This is a genomic window from Achromobacter sp. 2789STDY5608615, from assembly GCF_001298995.1.
GTDB classification, from domain to species: Bacteria; Pseudomonadota; Gammaproteobacteria; order Burkholderiales; family Burkholderiaceae_B; genus Achromobacter; species Achromobacter insuavis.
The window spans coordinates 1-23,163 of sequence record NZ_CYTY01000059.1; the positions used below are offsets into that span (position 1 = coordinate 1).

General features: G+C 69.7%; 24 protein-coding genes and 1 riboswitch. Of the genes, 8 read left to right on the forward strand and 16 right to left on the reverse strand.

Annotated features, from left to right (window positions below; all coding sequences use genetic code 11):
* Nucleotides 1-125 precede the first annotated feature (125 nt).
* Nucleotides 126-283, forward strand: a riboswitch (FMN riboswitch).
* A gap of 111 nt (nucleotides 284-394) precedes the next feature.
* Complete coding sequence (gene ribB, locus AOZ49_RS29235) at nucleotides 395-1,111, forward strand: 3,4-dihydroxy-2-butanone-4-phosphate synthase (RefSeq protein ID WP_054479363.1); 717 nt, start codon at nucleotides 395-397, stop codon at nucleotides 1,109-1,111.
* Between the two features lie 92 nt (nucleotides 1,112-1,203).
* On the opposite strand, the gene AOZ49_RS29240 is transcribed toward ribB, so the two are convergent.
* On the reverse strand, nucleotides 1,204-2,415 hold the full coding sequence (locus tag AOZ49_RS29240; RefSeq protein WP_054479365.1) for an MFS transporter: 1,212 nt from the start codon (nucleotides 2,413-2,415) through the stop codon (nucleotides 1,204-1,206).
* Nucleotides 2,416-2,567: 152 nt separating this feature from the next.
* Between AOZ49_RS29240 and AOZ49_RS29245 the strand changes: the two genes are divergently transcribed.
* Nucleotides 2,568-3,239 carry a TetR/AcrR family transcriptional regulator gene (locus tag AOZ49_RS29245; protein ID WP_054479367.1) on the forward strand — a complete coding sequence of 224 codons (672 nt, stop codon included), beginning with the start codon at nucleotides 2,568-2,570 and terminating at the stop codon, nucleotides 3,237-3,239.
* Nucleotides 3,240-3,281: 42 nt separating this feature from the next.
* On the opposite strand, the gene AOZ49_RS29250 is transcribed toward AOZ49_RS29245, so the two are convergent.
* The 6 genes from AOZ49_RS29250 to AOZ49_RS29275 form a co-directional block, all read right to left on the reverse strand.
* The gene (locus tag AOZ49_RS29250; protein WP_054479369.1) at nucleotides 3,282-3,779 is read right to left on the reverse strand and encodes a nucleoside 2-deoxyribosyltransferase; all 498 of its coding nucleotides are present in this window, start codon (nucleotides 3,777-3,779) and stop codon (nucleotides 3,282-3,284) included.
* A 6-nt stretch (nucleotides 3,780-3,785) separates the two neighbouring features.
* The gene (locus AOZ49_RS29255) at nucleotides 3,786-4,355 is read right to left on the reverse strand and encodes a flavin reductase family protein (protein ID WP_054479370.1); all 570 of its coding nucleotides are present in this window, start codon (nucleotides 4,353-4,355) and stop codon (nucleotides 3,786-3,788) included.
* 11 nt (nucleotides 4,356-4,366) lie between these two features.
* A complete protein-coding gene (locus AOZ49_RS29260; RefSeq protein WP_054431084.1) occupies nucleotides 4,367-4,822 on the reverse strand; it encodes a nuclear transport factor 2 family protein in 456 nt (151 codons plus the stop codon).
* Nucleotides 4,823-5,007: 185 nt separating this feature from the next.
* Nucleotides 5,008-5,619 carry an NAD(P)-dependent oxidoreductase gene (locus AOZ49_RS29265; RefSeq protein WP_054479372.1) on the reverse strand — a complete coding sequence of 204 codons (612 nt, stop codon included), beginning with the start codon at nucleotides 5,617-5,619 and terminating at the stop codon, nucleotides 5,008-5,010.
* 170 nt (nucleotides 5,620-5,789) lie between these two features.
* Nucleotides 5,790-6,716, reverse strand: a complete 927-nt coding sequence (gene panE, locus AOZ49_RS29270; protein ID WP_054431082.1) for a 2-dehydropantoate 2-reductase — start codon at nucleotides 6,714-6,716, stop codon at nucleotides 5,790-5,792.
* 51 nt (nucleotides 6,717-6,767) lie between these two features.
* Nucleotides 6,768-7,682 (reverse strand): rhodanese-like domain-containing protein, encoded by a 915-nt coding sequence (locus AOZ49_RS29275; RefSeq protein WP_054431081.1) that lies wholly within the window; start codon nucleotides 7,680-7,682, stop codon nucleotides 6,768-6,770.
* A gap of 429 nt (nucleotides 7,683-8,111) precedes the next feature.
* Between AOZ49_RS29275 and AOZ49_RS29280 the strand changes: the two genes are divergently transcribed.
* The 5 genes from AOZ49_RS29280 to AOZ49_RS29300 are packed head-to-tail and all read left to right on the forward strand — an operon-like array spanning nucleotide 8,112 to nucleotide 14,033.
* Nucleotides 8,112-9,143, forward strand: coding sequence for a BMP family protein (locus AOZ49_RS29280; protein WP_054479374.1), 1,032 nt, complete (start codon nucleotides 8,112-8,114; stop codon nucleotides 9,141-9,143).
* Nucleotides 9,140-10,669, forward strand: a complete 1,530-nt coding sequence (locus AOZ49_RS29285) for an ABC transporter ATP-binding protein (RefSeq protein WP_054479376.1) — start codon at nucleotides 9,140-9,142, stop codon at nucleotides 10,667-10,669. Before AOZ49_RS29280 ends, AOZ49_RS29285 begins: the two co-directional genes overlap by 4 nt.
* Before the next feature lie 32 nt (nucleotides 10,670-10,701).
* Nucleotides 10,702-11,775 carry an ABC transporter permease gene (locus tag AOZ49_RS29290; RefSeq protein WP_006389488.1) on the forward strand — a complete coding sequence of 358 codons (1,074 nt, stop codon included), beginning with the start codon at nucleotides 10,702-10,704 and terminating at the stop codon, nucleotides 11,773-11,775.
* 10 nt (nucleotides 11,776-11,785) lie between these two features.
* Nucleotides 11,786-12,736 carry an ABC transporter permease gene (locus AOZ49_RS29295; RefSeq protein ID WP_006389489.1) on the forward strand — a complete coding sequence of 317 codons (951 nt, stop codon included), beginning with the start codon at nucleotides 11,786-11,788 and terminating at the stop codon, nucleotides 12,734-12,736.
* Nucleotides 12,737-12,752: 16 nt separating this feature from the next.
* Complete coding sequence (locus AOZ49_RS29300) at nucleotides 12,753-14,033, forward strand: amidohydrolase family protein (RefSeq protein WP_054479378.1); 1,281 nt, start codon at nucleotides 12,753-12,755, stop codon at nucleotides 14,031-14,033.
* 24 nt (nucleotides 14,034-14,057) lie between these two features.
* On the opposite strand, the gene AOZ49_RS29305 is transcribed toward AOZ49_RS29300, so the two are convergent.
* The 9 genes from AOZ49_RS29305 to AOZ49_RS29345 are packed head-to-tail and all read right to left on the reverse strand — an operon-like array spanning nucleotide 14,058 to nucleotide 22,312.
* Nucleotides 14,058-14,444 (reverse strand): RidA family protein, encoded by a 387-nt coding sequence (locus AOZ49_RS29305; RefSeq protein WP_054431077.1) that lies wholly within the window; start codon nucleotides 14,442-14,444, stop codon nucleotides 14,058-14,060.
* Nucleotides 14,441-15,604 (reverse strand): NAD(P)/FAD-dependent oxidoreductase, encoded by a 1,164-nt coding sequence (locus tag AOZ49_RS29310; protein ID WP_054479380.1) that lies wholly within the window; start codon nucleotides 15,602-15,604, stop codon nucleotides 14,441-14,443. Before AOZ49_RS29310 ends, AOZ49_RS29305 begins: the two co-directional genes overlap by 4 nt.
* Nucleotides 15,605-15,613: 9 nt before the next feature.
* Nucleotides 15,614-17,059: an FAD/NAD(P)-dependent oxidoreductase gene (locus tag AOZ49_RS29315; RefSeq protein ID WP_054479382.1), complete on the reverse strand. Its 1,446-nt coding sequence runs from the start codon at nucleotides 17,057-17,059 to the stop codon at nucleotides 15,614-15,616.
* A complete protein-coding gene (locus AOZ49_RS29320) occupies nucleotides 17,056-17,364 on the reverse strand; it encodes a (2Fe-2S)-binding protein (protein WP_054431074.1) in 309 nt (102 codons plus the stop codon). The genes AOZ49_RS29315 and AOZ49_RS29320 overlap by 4 nt, the downstream gene beginning before the upstream one ends.
* Nucleotides 17,348-18,505 carry an NAD(P)/FAD-dependent oxidoreductase gene (locus tag AOZ49_RS29325; protein ID WP_054479384.1) on the reverse strand — a complete coding sequence of 386 codons (1,158 nt, stop codon included), beginning with the start codon at nucleotides 18,503-18,505 and terminating at the stop codon, nucleotides 17,348-17,350. The genes AOZ49_RS29320 and AOZ49_RS29325 overlap by 17 nt, the downstream gene beginning before the upstream one ends.
* The gene (locus AOZ49_RS29330) at nucleotides 18,505-19,305 is read right to left on the reverse strand and encodes an ABC transporter permease (RefSeq protein ID WP_054479386.1); all 801 of its coding nucleotides are present in this window, start codon (nucleotides 19,303-19,305) and stop codon (nucleotides 18,505-18,507) included. The genes AOZ49_RS29325 and AOZ49_RS29330 overlap by 1 nt, the downstream gene beginning before the upstream one ends.
* Before the next feature lies 1 nt (nucleotide 19,306).
* Nucleotides 19,307-20,173, reverse strand: coding sequence for an ABC transporter permease (locus AOZ49_RS29335; RefSeq protein WP_054479389.1), 867 nt, complete (start codon nucleotides 20,171-20,173; stop codon nucleotides 19,307-19,309).
* A complete protein-coding gene (locus tag AOZ49_RS29340; protein WP_054479391.1) occupies nucleotides 20,170-21,225 on the reverse strand; it encodes an ABC transporter ATP-binding protein in 1,056 nt (351 codons plus the stop codon). The genes AOZ49_RS29335 and AOZ49_RS29340 overlap by 4 nt, the downstream gene beginning before the upstream one ends.
* Before the next feature lie 55 nt (nucleotides 21,226-21,280).
* Nucleotides 21,281-22,312, reverse strand: coding sequence for an ABC transporter substrate-binding protein (locus AOZ49_RS29345; protein ID WP_054431069.1), 1,032 nt, complete (start codon nucleotides 22,310-22,312; stop codon nucleotides 21,281-21,283).
* A gap of 231 nt (nucleotides 22,313-22,543) precedes the next feature.
* Between AOZ49_RS29345 and AOZ49_RS29350 the strand changes: the two genes are divergently transcribed.
* On the forward strand, nucleotides 22,544-23,163 hold a 620-nt coding region (locus AOZ49_RS29350), incomplete at its 3' end, for a GntR family transcriptional regulator (protein WP_054479393.1).

Below are 23,163 nucleotides of genomic sequence, written 5' to 3' on the forward strand. Positions count from 1 at the left end.
GCCACCCCCGGCGTCTCAAGAACCCCACCCCCACACCCCCAAAACCCCACCCCCAATAAGCATATTCCGCACCATTCCCCAGACAAGCGTAAAATCCCAACGGTCGTTAACACGACAAACAAGCAGTACGTCTTCAGGGCGGGGCGAAATTCCCCACCGGCGGTATGCCAAGCAATTTGGCGAGCCCGCGAGCGCCCGGCGTCCTTCACGGAGGACACCGGGGTCAGCAGATCTGGTGAGATGCCAGAGCCGACGGTCACAGTCCGGATGAGAGAAGATGTGCCGTCACAAGACCCCCCTGTCCGGGCCCAAGCGCCTGGACAGCCGGTTCGCGTTCGGCTGTCGATGAGCCCTGAAACGTTTTTCGCCCCCTTTTTTTCGCGAGAGCGTTTCAATGTCCAACGTTACCCTTACCCCGCAGTCCCTCCCCAGCCTGGCCGCCCAGCCCTTTGCCGCGCGCCTGCAACGCGCCCTGCATCACCTGCGCCTGGGCCGCCCCGTCATCCTCATGGATGACTTCGACCGTGAAAACGAAGCCGACCTCATCGTCGCCGCCGACAAGCTGACCGTGCCCGTCATGGCCCAGTTGATCCGCGACGGCAGCGGCATCGTCTGCCTGTGCCTGCCCGGCGAAGCCCTCGACCGTCTCGAACTGGCCCCCATGGTCCAGCGCAACCAGAGCCGCTTCGCCACCGCCTTCACCGTCTCGATCGAGGCGCGCGAAGGCGTCAGCACCGGCGTGTCGGCCGTGGACCGCGTCACCACCATCCGCGCCGCCATCTCGCCCACCGCCCAGGCCGACGACATCGTCAGCCCCGGCCACGTCTTCCCGCTGCGGGCCCAGGCCGGCGGCGTGCTGACCCGCCGCGGCCATACCGAAGGCTCGGTCGACCTGGCCACGCTGGCCGGCCTGCGTCCCGCCGGCGTGCTGTGCGAACTGATGAACGCCGACGGCACCATGATGCGCGGCGCCGCGCTCGAACGCTACGCCGCCCAGCACGGCCTGGTCGCCCTGACCATCGCCGAACTGGCCGACCACCTGCAGCAGCTGCGCGACGGCCAGGCCCAGCCGGTCGACGACGAAGTGCTGGAAATGGCCGCCACCGTCTGAACGTAAAAAGGCGCCCGCGTCAGCGGGCGCCTTGATCGTCAATCGATACGCCAGCCCTGGGCCGCAGCCCGGGCCGGCGCAATGCCGCGGCCTTACGCGGCGGCCGCCCGGCCCCGCAGCGCCATCGCCACGAACACCGCGCCCAGCGCGCACGCGCCGCCCAAGGCATAGACCGCGCCGTAGCCCTGCATGCCGGCCAACCAGCCGGCCGCGGGGCTGGCGATGCCCAGCGCCACGTCCAGGAACGCCACATACGCCCCCATGGCCGCGCCGCGGCTGGCCGGCGGCACGCGCCGCACCGCCTCCACGCCGAAGGCCGGGAACGCCAGCGAATAGCCCGCGCCGCTCAACAGCGCGCCGGCAAACGCCCACGCCGGCGTCGGGCCCATCCAGATCAGCCATTGGCCGGCGGCCTCGATCAGCACGCACGCCAGCGCCACGCGCGCGCCGCCCAGCTTGTCGGGCAGCCCGGCGAAGAACAGCCGCGCCACGATGAAGCCGACGCCGAACAGGCTGAACATCCACGCCGCGCCGTCCCAGCCGCGCTGGGCGAACAACAAGGTGATGAAGGCGGTGATGACGCCAAAGCCGACGCTGGTCAGCGCCAGGCCCAGGCCCGGCAGCATCACCAGGCCCAGCACGCGATAGAAGGGCGTGCGCACGCCGCCTGCCGGCGGCACGCCGCGCTGCGGCAGCACCAGCGCCAACGCCAGCACGGGGATGAAGACCGTGGCCCAGGCGATGCCGGCGAAACCGGTCGCACCGTACAGCTGCATGCCGGCGGGCGCGCCCAGCCCGAAGGCGGCGTAGATCGCCACGCCGATCCAGGCCATCACGCGGCCCACGTTCTGCGGCCCGACGCGGCCCACACCCCAGCTGAGCGCGCCGGTGACGATCAGGCTTTCGGCGCAGCCCATGAGGGCGCGGCCGGCCATCAGCGCGGCCAGCGCCGCGCGCGGCTGCAGCTGTGCGAGGTCGTCGGCCAGCAGGTAGAGCAGGCCGGCCACCGAGCCCAGCAGGAAGCCGGTGACCACGGCGCGCTTGGCGCCGCGGCGATCGGCCAGCGCGCCCGACCAGGCGCGTGACAGCAGCGCCGCCGCGAACTGCAGGCCGGCGACGATGCCCACCACCAGCGCGCCCTGCGCCAGCACGCCGTCGACGTACAGCGGCAGCACCGGCATGGGCAGGCCGACCATGAAGAAGCCGACGAAGACCGCCAGCGCCAGGGGCAATATCTGCATGAAGACGGGACGCGCGGTCCCGCCGGCCGCGGGCAGCGCCGCGGCCGTCGATGCATTCGACATGAGGATTCCTTGAAAGGGGAGAAACGGCACCGTGTGGCCGGCTCGCCGTAATCGACGATGGCATAATCGGCCGGTGCTCGACGCGATTCCAGTTGCGTATCGAAATTTTATGAGCCGGTGCTCAGGTTTGAAACTCGCTTTCCCCGAACTCCATGACATCCATCCCGCAGCCCCGTAAATCGCCACGCCAGCAACGTTCGCAACAGACCGTGGACACCATCTTGCAGGCGACAGCTCGCGTTCTGGCCGAGCACGGCTACGCCGGCACCAACACCAACCGGATCGCCGAGACAGCCGGCGTCAGCGTCGGTTCGCTGTATCAGTACTTCCCCAACAAGAACGCGCTGATCGCGGCGCTGCACGACCGCCACGACCAGCAGATGCTGGCGCTGATCGACGAGGTGCTGGACGGCAATCCCGCGGCCACGCTGCGCGAGCGAGTCGCGGCCATCGTGGCCGCGTCGATGCACGCGCACCTGCTGGAGCCGGCGCTGCACCGCGTGCTGGAACGCGAATTCCCGCTGTTCGACCAGCCGCGCGAACACAGCCGCGCCGACCAGGACATCCACCGGCGCATGCGCCACCTGCTGGAACTGCATCGCGACGAGATCGCGCAGCAGGACCGCGAACTGGCGACCTACGTGGTGCTGCGCATCATGGAATCGCTGGTGCACGCGGCGGCGCTGGAACCGCCGGCCGGCTTCAACCCACAGCAGCTGGAGCGGGCGGTGGTGGATGCGGTGATGGGATACCTGGGCATGCCGCCCCTTGCCGCCAAGGCCCGGCCGGCCCGCGCGGCGGTCCGCAAGGCCGGCGCGGCCTGACACGAGATGACGGGCTCGCGCTGACGGCGCGGTATCGGCGCGCTAGCCGCGCGCCATGCGCGCCAGGCAGTCGGCGGCGTCGCCCACCACGATGCGGGCGCTGCACGCCAGCATCAGGTTCAGATTCAGGCCGAAGTCCTCGACGGTGTAGCCCTGCGCATCCACCGCGCGCTGCGGGTCGTCGGCGGCCACGCCGACGGCGACCTGCTGGCGCACGCTGCCGGCCTGCGCCGTATAGCCCCACACCGGCTTGCCCAGGGCGATCGCATAGCCGACCTCGAAGGCCGTGCCGGAATCGGGCTCGGCGCCGCGGAACGGGTTGAGATTGGCCATCACCAGGTCGGCGCGCTGAATCATCGCCACGTTGGCCTGGTAGATCCATTGCGCCAGCGCGGCGCCGGACAGGCCGGCGGGCGCCACGTTGTCCAGCGGATACAGCCCCTCGAAACCGTGCGCGGCGGCCAGCGCCTTGAGCCGCGCGCCGTGCGCCACCGCGTCGGGCAGGAACACGTCGAAGCCGGCCAGGTAGACGCGGCGCATGGCGCGTTACTCCGGATCGGAAACCGAGAAGGCTTCGCCGGTGGCGAAGAAAGACCCGCCCGCGACGTAGTGCACCGAGCGGCGCGCGTAGTCATCGAAGTGCCAGCGGTTGCCGGAGAACACATCGGGCGCGGACCAGGCCGCCACCACCTCGCCGATGAACAGGTCGTAGGCCTGCTGGTTGTGCGGCTCGGGCACGACCTTGCATTCGAGCCAGCCGAGGCAGCCCTCGACCAGCGGCGCGCCGATCTTGCTGGCGGGGAAAGTGGCCAGGCCGCTGGCCTGGAACTTGTCTTCCTCGCGCCCCGAGTGCGAGCCGACCTGCAGGGTGGCCTGGGCCTGCGCGCGCGACGGGATGCACAGCGCGAATTCGCCAGAGGCCTCGATCAGCGCGCGGGTGTAGGTGTTCTTGTCCACCACCACCAGCATCTTGGGCGGGCTGAAATCCAGCGGCATGGCCCAGGCCGCGGCCATGACGTTGCGCTCGCCGCCGTGGGCGCTGGTGACCAGCACCGTGGGGCCGTGGTTCAGCAGCAGATAGGCGCGGGACAGCTCGACGGGTTCGATAGCGGACATGGGCAGCCTGTTCAGAACATGCCGTTCTTGTTGGCGGGGTTTTCAGGGATTTCCTGGCTCACGTCCCAGTGTTCGACGATCTTGCCGTTCTCGACGCGGAAGATGTCGACCACGGCCTGGCCGCGGTCTTCGGGCGATTCGCGCCACAGGTTGTGGATCACCACCAGGTCGCCCTCGGCGATGACACGCTTGATGTCGACGCTGGCCTGCGGATGCTGCTCGAAATAATGGGGGAAGAAATCCACCATCGGCTCGACGCCGTCGCGCATGTAGGGGTTGTGCTGGGTGTAGTTGTTCTTGGCGACATACAGGCGCACCGCCTCGTCGATCTCGCGGTCCTGGAACATCATGCGGAAGAACGCCACCACGATGTCCTTGTTCGACTGCGGCGCGGCGGCCTGGACCGGGGCCAGACAGCTGGCGGCCAGCAGCAAACACAGGGCCAACGATTTCAACTTCATGCTCATACTGACTACTCGGGTCGTGCGCCGGTTTGGCGGCCTGCCAGTTTACAAACAAAACCGGCCGAATCGACCCTGCCGCCAGTGCGGCCTTGCCCGAAAAGCGGACGGCCCCCTGAGCGGGCAGGGGGCCGTGCCGGTCGGGTATCGCGTGCAAACAACACCGCGCGCGCGGCGCCGCCTGCCCGGGATCAGTAGCCGACCGTGAAGCGGCGGCGCGAATGCTTGGGCGCCTCGATTTCGTCGGCCAGGGCGATGGCGTAGTCTTCCATCGAGATCCAGCTCTTGCCGGCCTCATCGACCAGCAGGGTGTCGTCGCCGATCCGGAACTTGCCGGTGCGCTCGCCCGGCTCGAACAGCGCGGAAGGCGACAGGAACGTCCAATTTAGGGCCTTCTCCTGGCGCAGCGCGTCCAGGAACACCACGCCGCCGCGCGCTTCCGGCTTGTAGGCGTCGGGGAATTCGGGGGTGTCGATCAGCAGCTTGCCGGGCGCCACTTCCAGGCTGCCGGCGCCGCCGACCACCAGCAGGCGCGGCACGCCGGCGTCCTTCACGGCGGCCAGCAGCGGCTTGGCGTCGGCCGACACGAAGCGCGAGGCGCTGACCACGGCATCGTGGCCCTTGAGCAGCGGCGTCAGGCCGTGCGGATCGGTGGCGTCGCCCTGCGCGATGGTCAGGCCGGGCTGGGGATTGACGTCGCCCAGGTTGCGGGCGATGCCGGTCACCTGGTGGCCGCGCTTGAGCAGTTCGTCCGCCACGCGGGAACCCACGCGGCCGGTAATTCCGATCAAAGCGATTTTCATGGTCTTGCTCCTTGAAGGGTGGGCGCCGGGCGGGGGCCGCGAGTTGCGGTCCTTTCCTGCCCGGGCTCAGGCAAAGCCATACTATTCGGCCCGGCCGGATCCAGGAACCCACGGGGATGGAAGAGTTTTTTGCAATCCATGCACCAATCGGGGTTCCCGTCCCTTCGGCCTCAGGCCGCGGCGCGTTGCGCCTGGTAGACCTGCAGGTGGGTGTACGCCGTGCGCAGGGTGGTGGCATCCACGCCCAGCGTGCGGGCGCGCCGCACCATGTCGCCAACGATGTGGTCGGCCTCGACCGGCAGGCCCTGGCGCAGGTCGCGGAACATCGACGCGGTCATGGGCTGGGACGGGTCGGTCAGGATCTTGAGCGCGGCGGCGTCGGCATCGGGCCGCACGGCATGGCCGCTGGCGGCGGCGACCGCCTGCGATTCGCGCAGCAGGCCGCGCACGATGTCGGCGCCGTCGTCGGTCGACACGATCTGGCCGACGGTGCCGCGCATCAGGCAGGTGGCGGCGGCCAGGGTCGTCAGGAACACGTATTTTTCCCAGATGTCCTGGTGGATGTCCTCGCTCAGGCGGCTGACGTATTCGCCGCCCGCCAGGGCCTCGGCCAGCGCCACGCAGCGGGCGCTGCGGGCCGGGCCGGCGCGCTCGCCGAAGACGATGCTGGCGTGCTTGCCCAGGTGCACCACCTGGCCTTCGGCGCCGAGCGTGGCGTTGATCTGGCACAGGCCGCCCAGCACCCGGTGCGGCTCGAATTCGCGGTCCAGCACGTCGTATTGCAGCACGCCGTTCATGATCGGCAGCACCGCGGTGTCGGGACCGACGGCCGGGCGGATGGCGTCGATGGCGCTCTGCAGGTCGTAGGCCTTGCAGCTGAGCACCACCACGTCGTAGAAGCCCTTGAGCGTGTCGGCGGTGGCCAGCTGCGGCTGCAGGGTGACGTCGCCGAACGGGCTTTCGATGCGCAGGCCTTGCTCGCGCAGGCGCGCGGCGCGGGCTTCGCGCACCAGGAACGTCACGTCGGCGCCCGCCTGGGCGGCGCGGCCGCCGAAATAGCCGCCGGTACCGCCGGCGCCCAAGAACAACAACTTCATGCCTGTCTCCCTGGCCCGTCAGAGGCGCGGGCCGATGGGAACATTATGCGCTCAGGCCGGGTGGATATGCCGCGCCCAGGCCTCGTAGCCGCCGCGCAGGGCCCAGGTGTTGGGATAGCCGGCGGCGCGCAGGCGCGCGGCCAGCATGGCGGCCGAGACCTCGTTGGGGCAGGCGCAATAGACCACGATGTCGGCGGCCTCGGCGCCGGCCTCCAGGGCCGGCAGCGGGGCGCGCAGGTCGACGGCGATGGCGCCGGGAATGCGGTCTTCCTCGCGCACCGCCTCGGGCCGCACGTCGAACACCAGCGCCTGGCGGCCATCCTGGCGCCACTGCATCAGCTCGTCGACCGACAGCCGCGGAATCACGCGCAGGTGGCGCTTGAGGACCCAGCGCCGCAGGGCGCGGGCAATGATGTACAGCGCCAGCACCGCCGCCAGCAGGGCCAACCCCATCGGGCCGTAGGTGCCCAGCACGTCCAGCACGTCGTTGACCACGCTGTGGAACAGGCCGCCCAGCAGCAGGGCCGAACCGGCCCAGATCATGGCGCCCGCCAGGTCGTACGCCAGGAAGCGGCGGTACGGCGTGCCGGTCAGGCCCGCCATCACCGTGGACAGGGCGCCGGCGCCGGGCAGGAACTTGCACACCAGCAGGGCGCGCACGCCGATGCGCAGGTACAGGCGCTGGGTCTGGCGGATGCAGGAGTCCTGCGACAGCGACATCCTGCAGATCACGCCCAGCAGGCGCGAGCCGTAGCGCTGTCCGGCGGCGTACCAGAGCGAGTCGGCCAGCAGGCAGGCGAGGGTGGCGGCCAGCCATGGCGCCAGCCAGCCGCCCGCGCCGGCCAGGGCGCCGGCGGCGATCAGCATGGGATAGGCGGGCACGGGCAGGCCCGCCTGCTCGACCAGCACGTTGGCGAAGACGAGCCAGCCGCCGTACTGCTCGAGCAGCAATTGAATGTCTTGCATGGTGGGTTCCGGCTTGCCGCGCACGGGCGCGGCGTCATTGGCGAGATTTTAGGCCCGCGCCCGCGCCGATGGCCGCCCGGCGGGCCTTTGCGCGCCGCAACAAGCTGTTCCACGACGAAAAGTGTCCACGCACCGCGACGGTGCGCACCATGTTGGTGCCACGTTTCCCCGCCAGGGTGCCTATAATCCCGCCCGGCCATCAGGATTCCCCCGACTTGCCGCGGGAATGCCCCATGGCATACAACTTGCTTCGCCAGGACTGGCTGCGAACCCGCCCATTCGGATGGGGCGCGCCGCCCCGGCGCTCCCCCATCCGATGACCGATCCCACGCCCTCGTTCCCGCCCGCCCACGCGTGCCGCACCGCGACGCCCGGACATCGCCGCCATCCCGCCCATTCCCCATCCATCCTCGCGAAGGAGACTTCCGCATGAAATCCTTTTCCCTCCCGGCCGCCGGCGGCATCGCCCGCCGCGGCCTGCTGAAGCTGGCCGCCGCCGCTGCCGGCGCGCTGCTGCTGTCGGCCGGCGCCCAGGCCCAGGCGCCCGCCAAGACCAAGGTTGCCGCCATCTACACGGTGCCGGTGGAACAGCAATGGGTGTCGCGCATCCACAAGGCGCTGACCGCCGCGCGCGACCGGGGTGAAATCGAATACACGTTCTCGGAAAACGTCACCAACGCCGACTACGAGCGCGTCATGCGCCAGTACGCCGAGCAGGGCAACAAGCTGGTGGTGGGCGAGGCCTTCGCGGTCGAGGCCGCCGCCCGCAAGGTGGCCAAGGACTACCCGCAGACCGCCTTCCTGATGGGTTCGTCGGGCAAACCGCAGCAGCCCAACTTCTCGCTGTTCGACAACTACATCCAGGAACCGGCCTACCTGACCGGCATGATCGCCGCCGGCATGAGCAAGACCGGCAAGATCGGCCTGGTGGGCGGCTACCCCATCCCCGAAGTGAACCGCCTGATGCAGGCCTTCATCGAGGGCGCCAAGGAAATCAACCCCAAGACCGAATTCACCGTGACCTTCATCGGTTCCTGGTTCGATCCCCCGAAGGCCAAGGAAGCCGCCTTCGCCATGATCGACAAGGGCGCGGACGTGCTGTACGCCGAGCGCTTCGGCGTGTCGGACGCCGCCAAGGAACGCGGCAAGCTGGCCATCGGCAACGTCATCGACACCCAGCCGCAGTACCCCGAGACCGTGGTGGCCTCGGCGCTGTGGAGCATGGAGCCGACCATCGACGAGGCGCTCAAGCAGGTCAAGGCCGGCACCTTCAAGGCCGCCGACTTCGGCCAGTACTCGCTGATGAAGCACAAGGGTTCGTCGCTGGCGCCGCTGGGCACCTTCGAGAGCAAGATCCCCGCCGACCTCATCGCCAAGGTGCAGGCCAAGCAGAAGGCCATCCTGGATGGCAGCTTCAGCGTGCAGGTCAACGACAAAGAACCCAAGTCGTCGGCACGATGAATCAAGCGCCTCTCGCCCTGCGGCTGGCAGGGATCACCAAACGCTTCGGCAGCCTGACGGCCAATGACGATGTCTCGCTGACGCTGGCGCAAGGCGAAGTGCTGGCCCTGCTGGGCGAGAACGGCGCCGGCAAATCGACCCTGGTGTCGATCCTGTTCGGCCACTACGTGGCCGACGCCGGCAGTATCGAAGTCTTCGGCCAGCCGCTGCCGCCGGGCCGGCCCGACGCCGCGCTGGCGGCGGGGGTCGGCATGGTGCACCAGCACTTCACGCTGGCCGACAACCTGACCGTGCTGGACAACATCATGGTCGGCACCGAGTCGCTGTGGAAGCTGGCCTCGGGCCGCGGCCAGGCGCGCCGCCGCCTGGTCGAGCTGGGCCAGCGCTTCGGCCTGGGCGTGGATCCGGACGCGCGCGTCGGCAGCCTGTCGGTCGGCGAGAAGCAGCGCGTCGAGATCCTCAAGGCGCTGTACCGCGGCGCCAAGGTGCTGATCCTGGACGAGCCCACCGCCGTCCTCACGCCGCAGGAAGTGCAGGACCTGTTCGCCACGCTGCGCGGCTTCGTCGACGAGGGCCTGGCCGTCATCTTCATTTCGCACAAGCTGGACGAGGTCATGGCCGTGTCGCGCCGCGTCGCGGTGCTGCGCCAGGGCAAGCTGGTGGCCGAGCGCGAGACCGCCGCCACCACGCCGGCCGAGCTGGCCGAGCTGATGGTGGGCCGCAAGGTCGCCATGCCGCACGCCGAAGCCATGGCGGCGGCCGGCCAGGCCGCGCCGGTGGTGACGCTGTCGCAGGTCACCGTGCGCGACCAGCGCGGCGGCGCGCCGCGCCTGGACAGCCTGGACCTGGTGGTGCACAAGCATGAGATCGTGGCCATCGCCGGCGTCGCCGGCAACGGCCAGCAGGCGCTGGTGTCGGTGCTGACCGGCCTGCGCCAGCCCGCCGACGGCACCATCCGCCTGGGCCCCGAACACGCCGCCGCGCCCACCACGCCGGCCGGCTGGACCGCCGCCCACGTGGGCCGCATTCCCGAGGACCGCCACGGCGAAGGCATGATCGGCGACAGCCCGCTGTGGGAAAACGCCATCGTCGAAGACCTGAAGGACCCGCGCTTCTCGCGCTTCGGGCTGATCCGCGCCAAGGCCGGCCGCGCCTATGCGGCGGCGCTGGCCAAGCAGTTCGACGTGCGCGCCGCCTCGCTCGACGTGCGCACCCGCAGCCTGTCGGGCGGCAACATGCAGAAGCTGATCCTGGGCCGCACCCTGGCGCGCGAACCGCGCTTCATCGTCGCCGACCAGCCCACCTGGGGCCTGGACATCGGCGCGGTGGCCTACGTGCGCGAACAGCTGCTGGCCGCGCGCCGGCGCGGCGCCGGCATCCTGCTGGTGTCGGAAGACCTGGAAGAGATCTTCGCGCTGGCCGACCGCATCGCGGTGCTGTGCGGCGGCAAGCTGGTCGCCGACAAGCCGGTCGCGCAATGGACGCCCGCCACCGTCGGGCTGGCCATGACGGGCACGCGCGCCTGACGCCGCGCCCCCCTCTACTGAGCATTTCTCGAATGAAACTGATCCTGGAACGCCGCCCCGAGCCCAGCCGCGCCGCGCTGGCCCTGGCCCCGATCGCGGCCATCCTCTTTACGCTGGCGGTCTGCACGCTGTTGGTGGCCTGGGCCGGCGCGCCGGTGGGCCGCACCTACGCGCTGCTGTTCGAAGGCGCGTTCGGCTCCAAGTTCGCGCTGTCCGAGACCCTGACGCGCGCCACACCGCTGATGCTGACCGGCCTGGCCTGCGCCGTGGCCTTTCGCGCGCGCTTCTACAACATCGGCGCCGAGGGCCAGCTGTACCTGGGCGCGCTGGCCGCCGTGGCGGTGGGCGGCCTGCATGACGGCACCGGCTTCGACCTGCCCCTGCCGGCGCTGTTCGGCGGCATGATGCTGGCGGCGGCGCTGGCCGGCGCTTTGCTGCTGCTGATCCCGGCGCTGCTCAAGACGCGCCTGGGCGTGGACGAGGTGGTGACCACGCTGCTGGGCAACTTCATCGTGCTGCTGTTCGTCTCGATGATGCTGGACGGCCCCATGAAGGACCCGATGGCGATGGGCTGGCCGCAATCGGTGGCGCTCAACCCCGACCTGGAGCTGGGCAAGCTGATCGAGCGCACCCGCGCCCACACCGGCCTGCTGTGGGCCGCCGGCCTGGCGCTGGGTCTGTGGCTGCTGAACCGCTACACGGTGTTCGGCTTCCAGATGCGCGCGGTCGGCGCCAACGCGCACGCCTCGCGCTTCCTGGGCCTGCCGGTCAACCGCGTGATGCTGGGCACGGCCATGCTGTCGGGCGCGCTGGCCGGACTGGCCGGCGCCATCGAGGTGGCCGGCCGCACCGGCTACGTCACGCTCGACATGTCGCCGGGCTACGGCTACACCGGCGTGGTGGTGGCCATGCTGGCCGGCCTGCATCCGCTGGGCGTGATCCTGGCCAGCATCTTCGTGGCCGGCATGCTGGTGGGCGCGGACAGCATGAGCCGCGCCATCGCGGTGCCGAACTACATCGCCGACGTCATCGTCGCCACCTCGTTGCTCGCCATGCTGGTCGCGACGCTATTCGCGCAGTACCGCCTGCGCCGCAACCGGGCTTGAGGAGCACGCCATGGAATGGATGGACCTGTTGAGTTCCGCGGCCTTCTGGGTCGCGGTGTTGCGGCTGGCGACGCCGCTGATCCTGGGCACGCTGGGCGTGCTGCTGTGCGAGCGCGCCGGCGTGTTGAACCTGGGCATCGAGGGCATCATGGCCGCCGGCGCCTTCACCGGCTGGCTGGTGGTGTACCTGGGCGCGCCGCTGTACGTGGGCGTGCTGGCGGCCGCGCTGGCGGGCGCCGTGTTCGGCCTGCTGCACGCGGTGCTGACGGTGCCGCTGGGCCTGTCGCAGCACGTCTCGGGCCTGGGGGTGACGCTGCTGGCCACCAGCCTGAGCTATTTCGCCTACCGCGTCACCTTCCCCAGCGTGAACACGCCGCCGACGATCACGCCGTTCGCCGAGATGAAGTTCCTGGACGGCATTCCGCTGATCGGCCCGGTGCTGGCCGGGCAGACGCCGATGACGCTGCTGGCGCTGGCCGCGGTGCCGATCCTGGCGTGGGTGCTGAACCGCACTCCGGTGGGCCTGGCGATCCGCATGGTGGGCGAGAACCCCGCCGCCGCCGAGGGCCAGGGCCTGTCGGTGACGAGACTGCGCATGGGCGCCATCGTCGCCGGCTCGGCGCTGATGGGCGTGGCCGGCAGCTTCCTGACGCTGGCGGCCTTCAACGCCTTCTTCTTCAACATGGTCAACGGCCGCGGCTGGGTCTGCGTGGCGCTGGTGGTGTTCGCCTCGTGGCGGCCCGGCAAGGCGCTGCTGGGCGCGTTGATCTTCGCCTTCTTCGACGCGCTGCAGCTGCGGCTGCAGCAGGGCGGGGCGGCGCTGCCCGGCCTGCCCGAGCTGCCCTATCAGGTCTACCTGATGCTGCCCTATATTCTGTCCATTCTGGCCCTGGTGGTGATGGCGCGCCGCGCCGCCTACCCGCAGGCCCTGATGAAGCCCTACCGCAAGGGCGAACGGTAATCCACAAGGTTTGACTATGCTCGATCTGATCCTCAAGAACTGCACGCTGCCGGATGGCCGCCAGCACATCGACATCGGCGTGGCCCAGGGCCGCATCGTCGCGCTCGAACCGGCGCTGAAAGCCGAGGCCGCGCAGACCCTCGACGCCGCCGGCCAGCTGGTGGCGCCGCCGTTCGTCGACGCCCACTTCCACATGGACTCGACCCTGTCGTTCGGCCTGCCGCGCGTGAACCAGTCGGGCACGCTGCTCGAAGGCATCGCGCTGTGGGGCGAACTGAAGCCGCTGCTGACGCAGGAGGCGCTGGTCGAGCGCGCGCTGGCCTATTGCGACTGGGCGGTGGCGCGCGGCCTGCTGGCGATCCGCTCGCACGTCGACGTGTGCGACCCGCGCCTGCTGGCGGTGGAAGCGCTGCTGCACGTGCGCGAGCAGGTCAAGCCGTACCTGGACCTGCAACTGGTGGCCTTCCCGCAGGACGGCGTGCTGCGCGCGCCGGGCGCGCTCGACAACCTGAAGCGCGCGCTGGACATGGGCGTGGACGTGGTCGGCGGCATTCCGCACTTCGAGCGCACCATGCAGGACGGCGCCGAATCGGTGCGCATCCTGTGCGAACTGGCCGCCGAGCGCGGCCTGCGCGTGGACATGCACTGCGACGAAAGCGACGACCCGCTGTCGCGCCACATCGAGACGCTGGCCTATCACACGCAACGCCTGGGCCTGCAGGGCCGCGTCACGGGTTCGCACCTGACCTCGATGCACTCGATGGACAACTACTACGTGTCCAAGCTGATCCCGCTGATGCGCGAGGCCGGCGTGTCGGCCATCGCCAACCCGCTCATCAACATCACGCTGCAGGGCCGCCACGACACCTATCCCAAGCGCCGCGGCATGACGCGCGTGCCCGAACTGCTGGCCGCCGGCGTGCCGGTGGCGTTCGGCCACGACTGCGTGATGGACCCCTGGTACAGCCTGGGTTCGGGCGACATGCTGGAAGTGGCGCACATGGGCCTGCACGTGGCGCAGATGACCGGGCAGGACGCCATGCGCGCCTGTTTCCAGGCCGTCACGGCCACGCCGGCGAAAATCCTGGGCCTGGACGAGACCGGCCTGGAAGTCGGCAAGCGCGCCGATATGGTGCTGCTGCAGGCGCGCGACCCGGTCGAGGCGCTGCGCCTGCGCGCCACGCGCCTGATGGTGCTGCGCGCCGGGCAGGTGGTGGCGACCACGCCGCCGGCCACTGCGACCCTCAACCTGCCGGGCCGTCCGGGCCAGGTCAGCTTCCAGACGCCGGCCCGCTGATTGCGCGCTCCGGCGCGGCCGGGATCAGGCTTCCGATGCCGGCCCGCCGACATAGCCCGGCCGCCTGGCGGCCGTGACGATGATCTCCACCAGCAGATCGGGCGAGGCCAGCCTGGCCTCGCAGGTCGCGCGCGTCGGCAATGCGTTGGCCGGCGCCCATTCGGCCCAGACCTGGTTCATGCCGGCGAAATCGCGTTCGATGTCCTTGAGCCAGATCTGCACCGACAGCAGCCGGGTCTTGTCCGAATCGGCCCGCGCCAGATAGCCGTCGATCTTGGCCAGCGCGTCGCGCGTCTGCGCGACGATGCCGCCATCGGCCGACGAGGTCACGCCCGCCACGTACACGGTATCGCCGTGAATCACGATGCGGCTCAGGCGCTCGTTGGAATCCTTGCGCACGATGTCATTCATGGGTGCTGCTCCTTTGAGGGGGAAGCCGGCGCGCCCGCGGCGCCGGTGAAACGATCGATGGCGAACGGCGCGATCGGCAGATCGGTCGCGCCGGTGGTGATCAGATCGGCCATGATACGGCCGACGATCGGGCCCAGTTCGAAGCCGTGGGCCGAGAAGCCGAAGGCGTGGAAGGCGCTGTCGTAACGCTGGCTGCGGCCGATCACCGGGATCTCGTCGGGCATGGCGGCTTCGATGCCGGCCCAGCCGCGGTTCACGATCGCTTGCCGCATGTGCGGAAACAGGTCGCAGACGGTGCGCGCGCCCTCGGCCAGCGAATGGAAGTCCAGCTCGGTCCATTCCGCGTCGCGATCGACCCAGGCGCGGCGGCCGCCGCCAATCAGCACGGTGCCGTTGGCGCGCTGCTTGAACGACAGCGGCCGGCCGGTGCCCAGCACCACCGCGTCCAGGAAGTGATCCATGCGCAGCGTCACCAGCATCATCGGACTGATGGCGGTCAGCGGCACCGGCTCGCCCCATTCGGCCGCGATGCGGTCGGCCCAGGCGCCGGCGCAATTGAGCACCTGCGGCGCGGTGTAGACGCCGGCGTCGGTCTCGACCCGCCGCTGGCCATTTTCATGCGCGCTGCGCAGCACCCGCACGCCTTCCAGGAAGCGCGCGCCCAGGCTGGCGGCCTTGCGGCGGAACGCCAGCGTGGTGCGGTAGGGGTCGGCGGCCGCGTCCTCGCGCGCGATCAGGCCGCCCTCTACCGTCGGCGTCAGCGCGGGAATCATCCCTAGCAATTCTTCGCGGTCGATCCATTGCTCGTGCGTGTAGCCGTGCTGTTGCATGGTGGCCAGGCGCGCGCGCAATGTCGCCACGTCGGCCTCGTTCTCGGCCACGCGCACCTGCCCGTGCTGCTCGAAGCCGCAGTCGTCGTCGACCAGTTCGCCGATGCGGTACCAGAGCTCGCGCGAGGCCAGCGCCAGCGGCACTTCGGCCAGGTGCCGCGCCAGCGTGCGCACGCCGCCGGCGTTCACGCCCGAGGCATGGCGGCCGACGTAGTTCTTCTCGATCACCAGCGCCGGCACGCCGGCGCGCGCCAGGTGCAGCGCCGCCGAACTGCCGTGCAGGCCGCCGCCGATGATGATGACGGCGGCCGAGCGGGAAGCGTCCGTCATGGCGGCCTCCTATTTCTTCAGGCGCACCACCGCCTGGCGCGACTCATCGGTCTGCGGCAGCGACGCCAGCTCGCCCAGCGTCAGCGGCTTGGTCGGGAAGCGCAGGCGGTAATAGCCCACCTCCGGCACCGGCACGCCGCGTTCCTCGGCGATGATCTCCGAGACCGTCAGGCCACAGAAGCGGCCCTGGCACGGCCCCATGCCGCAGCGCAGGAAGGCCTTCATCTGGTTCGGGCCGCTGCAACCGAGCTTGACGGTGTCACGCACCTGCGCGGCGGTCACTTCCTCGCAGCGGCAGACGATGGTGTCGCCGGTGGGGCGGCGGAAGTTCTCGGGCGCCTTGTACAGGACATCGAAGAACGCGCGTCCGCGCACCGCCCGCGCCAGCGCGGCGCGCGGCGCGGCGGCTTCGCTGTCGCGCCGCGCCGCATCGATGCGGCCCAGCAGGTGCGCCGCCTGCAGCGCCGCCAGCCGACCACGCTGCTCGGCCGCCAGCGCGCCAGCGATGCCGGCGCCGTCGCCCGCCATGCCGACGCCGTCCACCGAGGTCAGGCCCCAGTCATCCACGTCCGGCTCCCAGCAATCCAGCGCCGCATTCCAGCGATGCTCGGCGCCGATGGCGCGCGACAGGTTGACGTTGGGCACCACACCCTGGTGCAGCATCAACTGCTGCGCCGGCAGGGTCTTGGTGTCTCCCGCCGCGTTGGTGTAGCGCACGCTTTCGAGCTTGTCCTGGCCCAATGCCTCCAGCGCCGTCACGCCCTTGACGATGGGTATCGCCGCCTTGACCGCGCGCAGCAACGACAGCCCCTTGCCCAGATAGGGCGAGCGCAGGAAGTCCCACACCTTCGGCAAGGCCTGGCGCAGGCGGCCGGGCGGCGTGGTTTCGAGCAGCGCGTCGACCTTGATGCCGGCGTTCAGATATTGCCAGGCCACCAGGTACAGCAGCGGGCCGCTGCCGGCCAGCACGGTGCGGTCGGCCGGCACCACGCCCGCCGACTTCAGCAGGATCTGCGCCGCGCCGGCGGTGATGACGCCGGGCAGCGTCCAGCCCGGAACCGGGAACGGCCGCTCCTGCGCGCCGGTGGCCAGCAGCAGGCGCCGCGCATGCAGGATGCGCGCCTCGCCCGCGACCGAATACGCCACCTCGAAACCGCGCCGCGGCTCGGGCGCGGTGCGTTCGGCCACCGCCCACACGGTCGCGCCCGGCAGGTAGCGCGCACCCGACTGCCGGAACGGCTCGACCAGCGAAGCGCCGTGCCAGTAGTCCGGCCCCAGCACCGCGCGGTCGGTGACCGGCGTGGTGGTGATGGCGCGGTAGATCTGTCCGCCCGGCGCCGCCTGTTCATCCAGCAGCACCGTATCCACACCCAGTTGCGCGGCCGTGGTGGCGGCGGCCAACCCGGCGGGACCGGCGCCCACCACCAGCAAATCGCATTGCGTCGTCTCGATCATGCCTGCACCTTGCGCGCGCCCAGCTGGCGCTCGATCTTCATGCCATCGCGCACGGCCGTCATGCAGCCCTGCTGGTTGGCCTGGCCGTCGATCGTGACCAGGCAGTCATAGCACACGCCCATCATGCAATAGGGTCCGCGCGGCACCTCGGCCACCGCGGTATCGCGACAGGCCTGCACGCCGCCGGCGAACAGCGCCGCGGCCACGCTGTCGCCGGCGCGGCATTGCAGTTCGGCGCCATTGACCGTCACCCGCACCGGCGCGCCCTGCGCCTGGCGCTGCGCCTCGTCAAGCCTCTTGAACATGGAACCTCCGGGTCGAGAAGGGCGCCATGTCGTCGGCCAATTGGCCGGCGACGATCATGGGCGCCAGTTTGAGCGCGTGCGCGGCGGCCAGGGTGACGCCGCTGTGACAGGTGGCGACGAAGGCGCCGGGGCACGTCTCGGATTGTTGATAGATGGGGAAACCGTCCCTGGACATCACGCGCAGCGCCGCCCAGCTGCGCACCACCCGCACCTCGCGCAAGGCGGGCAGGGTGCGCACGGCGCGGTCGGCCAGCGTGCCCAGGATCGGCAGGCCCACCTGGTTGTCCACATAGCCGGCCTCTTCCTGCGAATCGCCGATCAGCCAGGTGCCTTCGTCGGTCTGGCGCAGCGTCGACAGCGGCGTTTCCAGCAGGCGGCGGGTGCGCTCCAGCACCACGATCTGGCCGCGCTGCGGCCGCACCGGCACCGCCAGGCCGACCTGCTCGCCCAGCGCCTTGTTCGACAGGCCGCTGGCCAGCACCAGCTTGCGCCCGCGCACCGTGCCGGTGGGCGTGGTCACCTCGAACACGCCGTCGCGCTGCCGGATCTGCTGCGCCGGACAGCGCGGCAGGTAATCCACAGCCCGCTGTGCAAAACTCATGTGCAGCGCGCGCAGCAGCTTGAGCGGATTGGCGATGCCGTCCACCGGCGTCCAGGTGGCGCCGCGCACCTCGGGACCGATGCCGGGCACCATGTCGGCGAGCTCGTGGCGGTCCAGCATTTTCCAGTCGTACTGCGCCATGCCGGGCTGCGCCAGCAGCGTGCGCATGAAGGTGGCGCGCGCTTCCATTTCCTCGTCGCTCAGGAGCGCGTGCAGGCCGCCGCGCTGCTCCAGGTGCACGTCCACCCCGGTCTCGTCGCGCAGCTCGGCCGCCAGCTGCGGCCAGGCGCCGGCCGAGGTCATGGTCCAGACGCCGTAGCGCGGCAGGCCCATGCCCTTGCTCTGCACCCAGACCAGCCCGAAATTGCCGCGCGAGGCCCGATAGGCCACGTCGCCTTCGTCCAATACCGCGACGTGGTCCAGTTCGCGCCGCAGCCCGTAGGCCACGGCCGAGCCGACCAGGCCGCCGCCGATCACCACGGCGTCGTAGACGCCGCGATGCGCCGGCGCGCGCGGCGCATGTTGTGTTGCTTCCGTCATTAGCGTCCCTTTCCGACAAACAGCTTTTCCAGGCCGACCAGGCGGTCCAGGATGAAGATGGCGATGATGGTCACGTAGATCAGCACGGCCGACACCGCCGTCACCAGCGGGTCGATGGTGTCCTCGATGTGCAGGAAGATGCGCACCGGCAGCGTGGTGGTGGACGGCGAGGCGATGAAGATCGACATGGTCAGCTCGTCGAAGCTGGTGATGAAGGCGATCACCCAGCCGCTGACCACGCCCGGCAGCAGCAGCGGCAGCACCACCCGCCGGAATGCGGTCCAGTGGGACGCGCCCAGCGACTGCGCCGCGCGCTCCAGCGCCGGATCGATGCCGGTGGCCGAGGCCAGCACCAGCCGCAGCGCGTACGGCATGACCAGGATCACGTGCGCCACCACCAACCCCACGTAAGTGCCGGCCAGGTCCACCGTGGTGAAGAACTTCAGGAAGGCCAGCCCCAGCACCACGTGCGGAATCATCAGCGGCGACAGGAAGAACGCCACCAGCGCCTCGCGGCCGCGGAAGCGGTTGCGCGCCAGCGCCAGCGCGCTCGGCACCGCCAGCCCGATCGCCAGCGTCGCCGACAGCGTGCCCAGCCCCAGGCTGAACCAGAACGCCTCGATGAAGCGCGGGTTGTCCAGGATGGCGCGGAACCAGCGCAGCGACAGGCCGCCGCTGGGCAGCGAGATGAAGCCTTCGGACGTGAACGCCACCACGCACACCATGACGATGGGCGCCAGGATGAAAAGGATGAAGAGCGTGTGGAACAGCAGGCCGATGGGGCCGTTGCGGAAGTTCATGTCAGGCCCCCGACGGATTGAAGACCGCGCCATAGCGGCGCTCGATCAACCGGTTGGCCGACAGCAGCACCACCACCGTCGCCAGCAGCAGCACCACCGCCAGCGCCGCGCCCAACGGCCAGTTCAGCGTGTTGAGGAACTCGTCGTAGGCGGCGGTGGCCACGTTCTTCAGGCGCCGGCCGCCGATGATGGCGGGCGTGGCGAAGGAACTGGCGGCCATCGCGAACACCATGATCGAGCCCGACAGGATGCCCGGCATGACCTGCGGCACGATCACGCGACGGATCACGGTGAACTGGCTGGCGCCCAGCGACAGCGCGGCGGCCTCGGTCGACGGATTGATCCGCTGCAGCGACGCCCACACCGAGATCACCATGAACGGCACCAGCACGTGCGTGAGCGCGATGCCCACGCCCAGGTTGCTGTACATCAGGTCGATCGGCGTCGCGATCAGGCCGATGCCGATCAGCGCCTTGTTGATGAGGCCGGTGGACCCGAACAGCAGCGCCCAGCCCAGCGTGCGCACCACCACCGAGATCAGCAGCGGTCCCAGCACCACCATCAGGAACAGGCCCTTCCACGGATTGGCCATGCGCGACAACACGTAGGCCTCGGCCGTGCCCAGCACCAGGCAGGCCAGCGTCACCAGCGCCGCCACGCCGAAGGTGCGGGCGTAGATCTCGTAGTAATAGCCGTCGCTGAAAATCTCGATGTAATTCTTCCAGGTGAAGGTGGCCCGCATGCCGCCATAGAACTGGAAGTCGAAGAAGCTGATGAGCAAGACCAGCGCCATCGGCACCACCAGGAAGGTGGCGTACACCGCCAGCGCCGGCGCGCTCAGCAGCCAGGGGTTGGCGCGCGCGCTCATTTTCCGGGCTCCTGGCCGGCCACCGCGCACATGTCCTGCGCGCGCCAGCGCAGGTGCACCGTCGCGCCCTCGGCAGGCACCGGCACGCCGTCGTTCTGGCGGATCACCATGACTTCGCCGACCGAGGTCTCGACCTGGCACAGCCAGTGGTTGCCCTGGAACACGCGCGTCTTCATGCGGCCGGGCAGGGCACAGGCGCCGGCCTCGGCGAACAGGATCTTTTCGGGCCGCACGATCACCGCGCCTTGCGGCACCGGCTGGCCGTCCATCGGGATATGCGCCTCGCCGACGCATGCGCGCACCTCGCCCGCATACGGCTGCGGCGTAGGCGTGAACACATTGGCCTTGCCCAGGAAGCCGCCAACGAAGCGGTTGGACGGCCCCTCATACGCGGCGAACGGCTCGGCCACCTGCTCGACCCGCCCCTGGTTCATCACCACGATGCGATCGGACAGCGCCAGCGCTTCGGACTGGTCGTGCGTCACCAGGATGGTGGTGGTGCCGACGGTGCGCTGGATGCTGCGCAGTTCCAGCTGCATTTCCTCGCGCAGCTTGGCGTCCAGGTTCGACAACGGCTCGTCCAGCAGCAGCACGCTGGGGCGGATCACCAGCGCGCGCGCCAGCGCCACGCGCTGCTGCTGGCCGCCCGACATGCGCCCCGGGTGGCGGTCGGCCAGGTGCGACAGGCCCACCAGCTTGAGCGCCTCGGCCACCCGCGCCTGCCGCTCGTCCTTGCCGACCCGCTGCATCTCCAGGCCGAACGACACGTTCTCGGCCGCGGTCATGTGCGGGAACAGCGCGTAGTTCTGGAACACCATGCCCAGCCCGCGCTTGTTGGCCGGCGTGCGGCTGACGTCCTTGCCGTCCAGCACGATGCTGCCGCCGCTGGGCTCGACGAACCCGGCGATCATCTGCAAGGTGGTGGTCTTGCCGCAGCCGGACGGCCCCAGCAGCGAGATGAACTCGCCGCGTTCGACCGACAGGCTCAGGTCCTCGACCGCCGTCAGGTCGCCGTAGCGCTTGGAAAGGCGGTTCAATACGAGATAACTCATGGATGCTCCCGCTGGCGGCGCGCCCGCGCCGCCGTTGCGTGCTGGTGCACGAACCTCAACGCTCGATTTCGCGCGTCCAGCGCTTGTTCCAGTCGTCCCGGTTCTGGTTGACCGTGTCCCAGTCGATCACGATCAGGTCGGCGGCGCGCTTGCCGATCGGCAGCGGCACGCGCGGATCGTCGGCCACCTTGGCCTGCTTGTTGACCGGGCCATAGCCATAGGCGGTGGCCAGCTGCTCCTGCACCTTCGGGCTGACCAGGTAATTGACGAAGGCCTGCGCCAGCGGATTGGCGTTGGCCTTGGCCACCGGACACACCGACGACAGCAGCGCGTAGGCGCCTTCCTGCGGATAGACGAAACCCACCGGGAAGCCGGTGTCGGCGAAGGCCTTGACGCGGCCACTGCCCCACACCGCGATGGTGGCCTGGCCGCTGGAGAACAGCTCGGTCATCTTGCCCGGCGACGGCTCGTACACCAGCACGTTGGGGCCGACCTCGTCCTTGAAAGTCTTGAAGCCGGCGTCGATCTTCTTCTCGCCGCCGCCGCCCTCGCGGGCGTACTCGACCAGCGCGTGCAGGCCGTAGGTGTTGTTCAGCGGCGGCACCACCAGCTGCTTCTTGTACTTGGGATCCTTCAGGTCCTTCCACGAGGTGGGCGCGGCCCACTTGCGCTCGTCGAAGACCTTCTTGTTGTACATGATGCCGGTGGCGACGATGCCGATGGCCACGGCCTTGTCGTCCTTGTAGCGCGCGGTGCCGTAGATGTCGTCGGCCGGCAGGCCCTGGATCGGCGCGCAGAAGCCCAGCGCGATGGCCTGGTACATCGGGCCGTCGTCGATGATGGCGACGTCGATCTGCTGGTTGCTTTTCTGCGCCTGCAGGCGCGCCACCGTGTTGGTGGAGTTGCCGGCCACGTAATCCAGCTCGACGCCGTGCTGCTTGGCGAAGGGCGGGAAGATGTCCTTGCGCATGATGTCTTCGAACGAGCCGCCGTAGCCGGCCACCACCAACTTCTGCTGCGCCTGCGCGTTGGCGCACACACCGACGGCCATTGTGGCCGCCGTCAGGACTGCGAGTACCTTGCCCATGAAAACCCCCGTTATTGGAAGAGAACTGCAAGAACTGCCGGTGCTGCATGAATCCGGGGGAGGACCCGCCGCTGCGAAAAAAACACGGCCCCGCTTGCCCCGCGACCTCATGTCCGCCGTACAATTTGTCCGTACATGAATGTCCGGACAAATAATGGATCCGCAAGGCGGGCGCTGTCAATCGGTTATTGTCCGTACAAACCCCGATAGAACGAAAAAAGGAGCCACCCCATGACCCGATCCTCCGAACGCGCGCCGGCCGCGGGCGGCGCGCGCGAAGCGCGTGGCCAGGCCGCGGCGCCGGACGGCGATGCCGGCGGCCCGCGCTACAAGAGCATCTATCAGCAGCTGGCGCAGGACATCGGCGCCGGCCGCTATCCGGTCATGACCCTGCTGCCGACCGAACACGAGCTGTGCGACCAGTTCGGCGCCAGCCGCCACACCATCCGCGAGGCCATCCGCATGCTGACGGTGGCCGGCATGGTGTCGCGCCGCCCGGGGGTGGGCACGCGCGTCGAGACCGCCCACGCCAGCACCCGCTTCACGCAGCGCATCTCGCAGTTTCCGGACCTGTTGCAGTACGCGCGCAACGCCGCGCTGCTGGTGCAGGACGTGCGCACGGTCAAGCTCACCAAACGGCTGGCCGAGACCCTGGGCGCCGAGCCCGGCCAGCCGTGGCTGCACATCAATTCCATCAAAACGCTGGGCGACCAGGACACGCCGGTGGCGTGCACGCTGATCTATGCCGATCCGGCACATTCCGACCTGCGCGCCGACATCCAGCCGCGCATCTCGCTGCTGCGGCTGATCGAAGATCACTTCGGCAACCGCATCCACGAGGTCAACCAGGA

What these genes read in the sequence shown, in the direction of transcription:
- AOZ49_RS29305 (WP_054431077.1), bottom strand. Translation starts at nt 14,444, where the DNA reads ATGAATGACATCGTGCGCAAGGATTCCAACGAGCGCCTGAGCCGCATC.
- AOZ49_RS29285 (WP_054479376.1), top strand. Translation starts at nt 9,140, where the DNA reads ATGAATCAAGCGCCTCTCGCCCTGCGGCTGGCAGGGATCACCAAACGC.
- AOZ49_RS29315 (WP_054479382.1), bottom strand. Translation starts at nt 17,059, where the DNA reads ATGATCGAGACGACGCAATGCGATTTGCTGGTGGTGGGCGCCGGTCCC.
- AOZ49_RS29300 (WP_054479378.1), top strand. Translation starts at nt 12,753, where the DNA reads ATGCTCGATCTGATCCTCAAGAACTGCACGCTGCCGGATGGCCGCCAG.
- AOZ49_RS29260 (WP_054431084.1), bottom strand. Translation starts at nt 4,822, where the DNA reads ATGAGCATGAAGTTGAAATCGTTGGCCCTGTGTTTGCTGCTGGCCGCC.
- AOZ49_RS29330 (WP_054479386.1), bottom strand. Translation starts at nt 19,305, where the DNA reads ATGAACTTCCGCAACGGCCCCATCGGCCTGCTGTTCCACACGCTCTTC.
- AOZ49_RS29310 (WP_054479380.1), bottom strand. Translation starts at nt 15,604, where the DNA reads ATGACGGACGCTTCCCGCTCGGCCGCCGTCATCATCATCGGCGGCGGC.
- AOZ49_RS29325 (WP_054479384.1), bottom strand. Translation starts at nt 18,505, where the DNA reads ATGACGGAAGCAACACAACATGCGCCGCGCGCGCCGGCGCATCGCGGC.
- AOZ49_RS29345 (WP_054431069.1), bottom strand. Translation starts at nt 22,312, where the DNA reads ATGGGCAAGGTACTCGCAGTCCTGACGGCGGCCACAATGGCCGTCGGT.
- AOZ49_RS29280 (WP_054479374.1), top strand. Translation starts at nt 8,112, where the DNA reads ATGAAATCCTTTTCCCTCCCGGCCGCCGGCGGCATCGCCCGCCGCGGC.
- panE (WP_054431082.1), bottom strand. Translation starts at nt 6,716, where the DNA reads ATGAAGTTGTTGTTCTTGGGCGCCGGCGGTACCGGCGGCTATTTCGGC.
- AOZ49_RS29340 (WP_054479391.1), bottom strand. Translation starts at nt 21,225, where the DNA reads ATGAGTTATCTCGTATTGAACCGCCTTTCCAAGCGCTACGGCGACCTG.
- AOZ49_RS29240 (WP_054479365.1), bottom strand. Translation starts at nt 2,415, where the DNA reads ATGTCGAATGCATCGACGGCCGCGGCGCTGCCCGCGGCCGGCGGGACC.
- AOZ49_RS29275 (WP_054431081.1), bottom strand. Translation starts at nt 7,682, where the DNA reads ATGCAAGACATTCAATTGCTGCTCGAGCAGTACGGCGGCTGGCTCGTC.
- AOZ49_RS29290 (WP_006389488.1), top strand. Translation starts at nt 10,702, where the DNA reads ATGAAACTGATCCTGGAACGCCGCCCCGAGCCCAGCCGCGCCGCGCTG.
- AOZ49_RS29250 (WP_054479369.1), bottom strand. Translation starts at nt 3,779, where the DNA reads ATGCGCCGCGTCTACCTGGCCGGCTTCGACGTGTTCCTGCCCGACGCG.
- AOZ49_RS29255 (WP_054479370.1), bottom strand. Translation starts at nt 4,355, where the DNA reads ATGTCCGCTATCGAACCCGTCGAGCTGTCCCGCGCCTATCTGCTGCTG.
- AOZ49_RS29320 (WP_054431074.1), bottom strand. Translation starts at nt 17,364, where the DNA reads ATGTTCAAGAGGCTTGACGAGGCGCAGCGCCAGGCGCAGGGCGCGCCG.
- AOZ49_RS29245 (WP_054479367.1), top strand. Translation starts at nt 2,568, where the DNA reads ATGACATCCATCCCGCAGCCCCGTAAATCGCCACGCCAGCAACGTTCG.
- ribB (WP_054479363.1), top strand. Translation starts at nt 395, where the DNA reads ATGTCCAACGTTACCCTTACCCCGCAGTCCCTCCCCAGCCTGGCCGCC.
- AOZ49_RS29265 (WP_054479372.1), bottom strand. Translation starts at nt 5,619, where the DNA reads ATGAAAATCGCTTTGATCGGAATTACCGGCCGCGTGGGTTCCCGCGTG.
- AOZ49_RS29295 (WP_006389489.1), top strand. Translation starts at nt 11,786, where the DNA reads ATGGAATGGATGGACCTGTTGAGTTCCGCGGCCTTCTGGGTCGCGGTG.
- AOZ49_RS29335 (WP_054479389.1), bottom strand. Translation starts at nt 20,173, where the DNA reads ATGAGCGCGCGCGCCAACCCCTGGCTGCTGAGCGCGCCGGCGCTGGCG.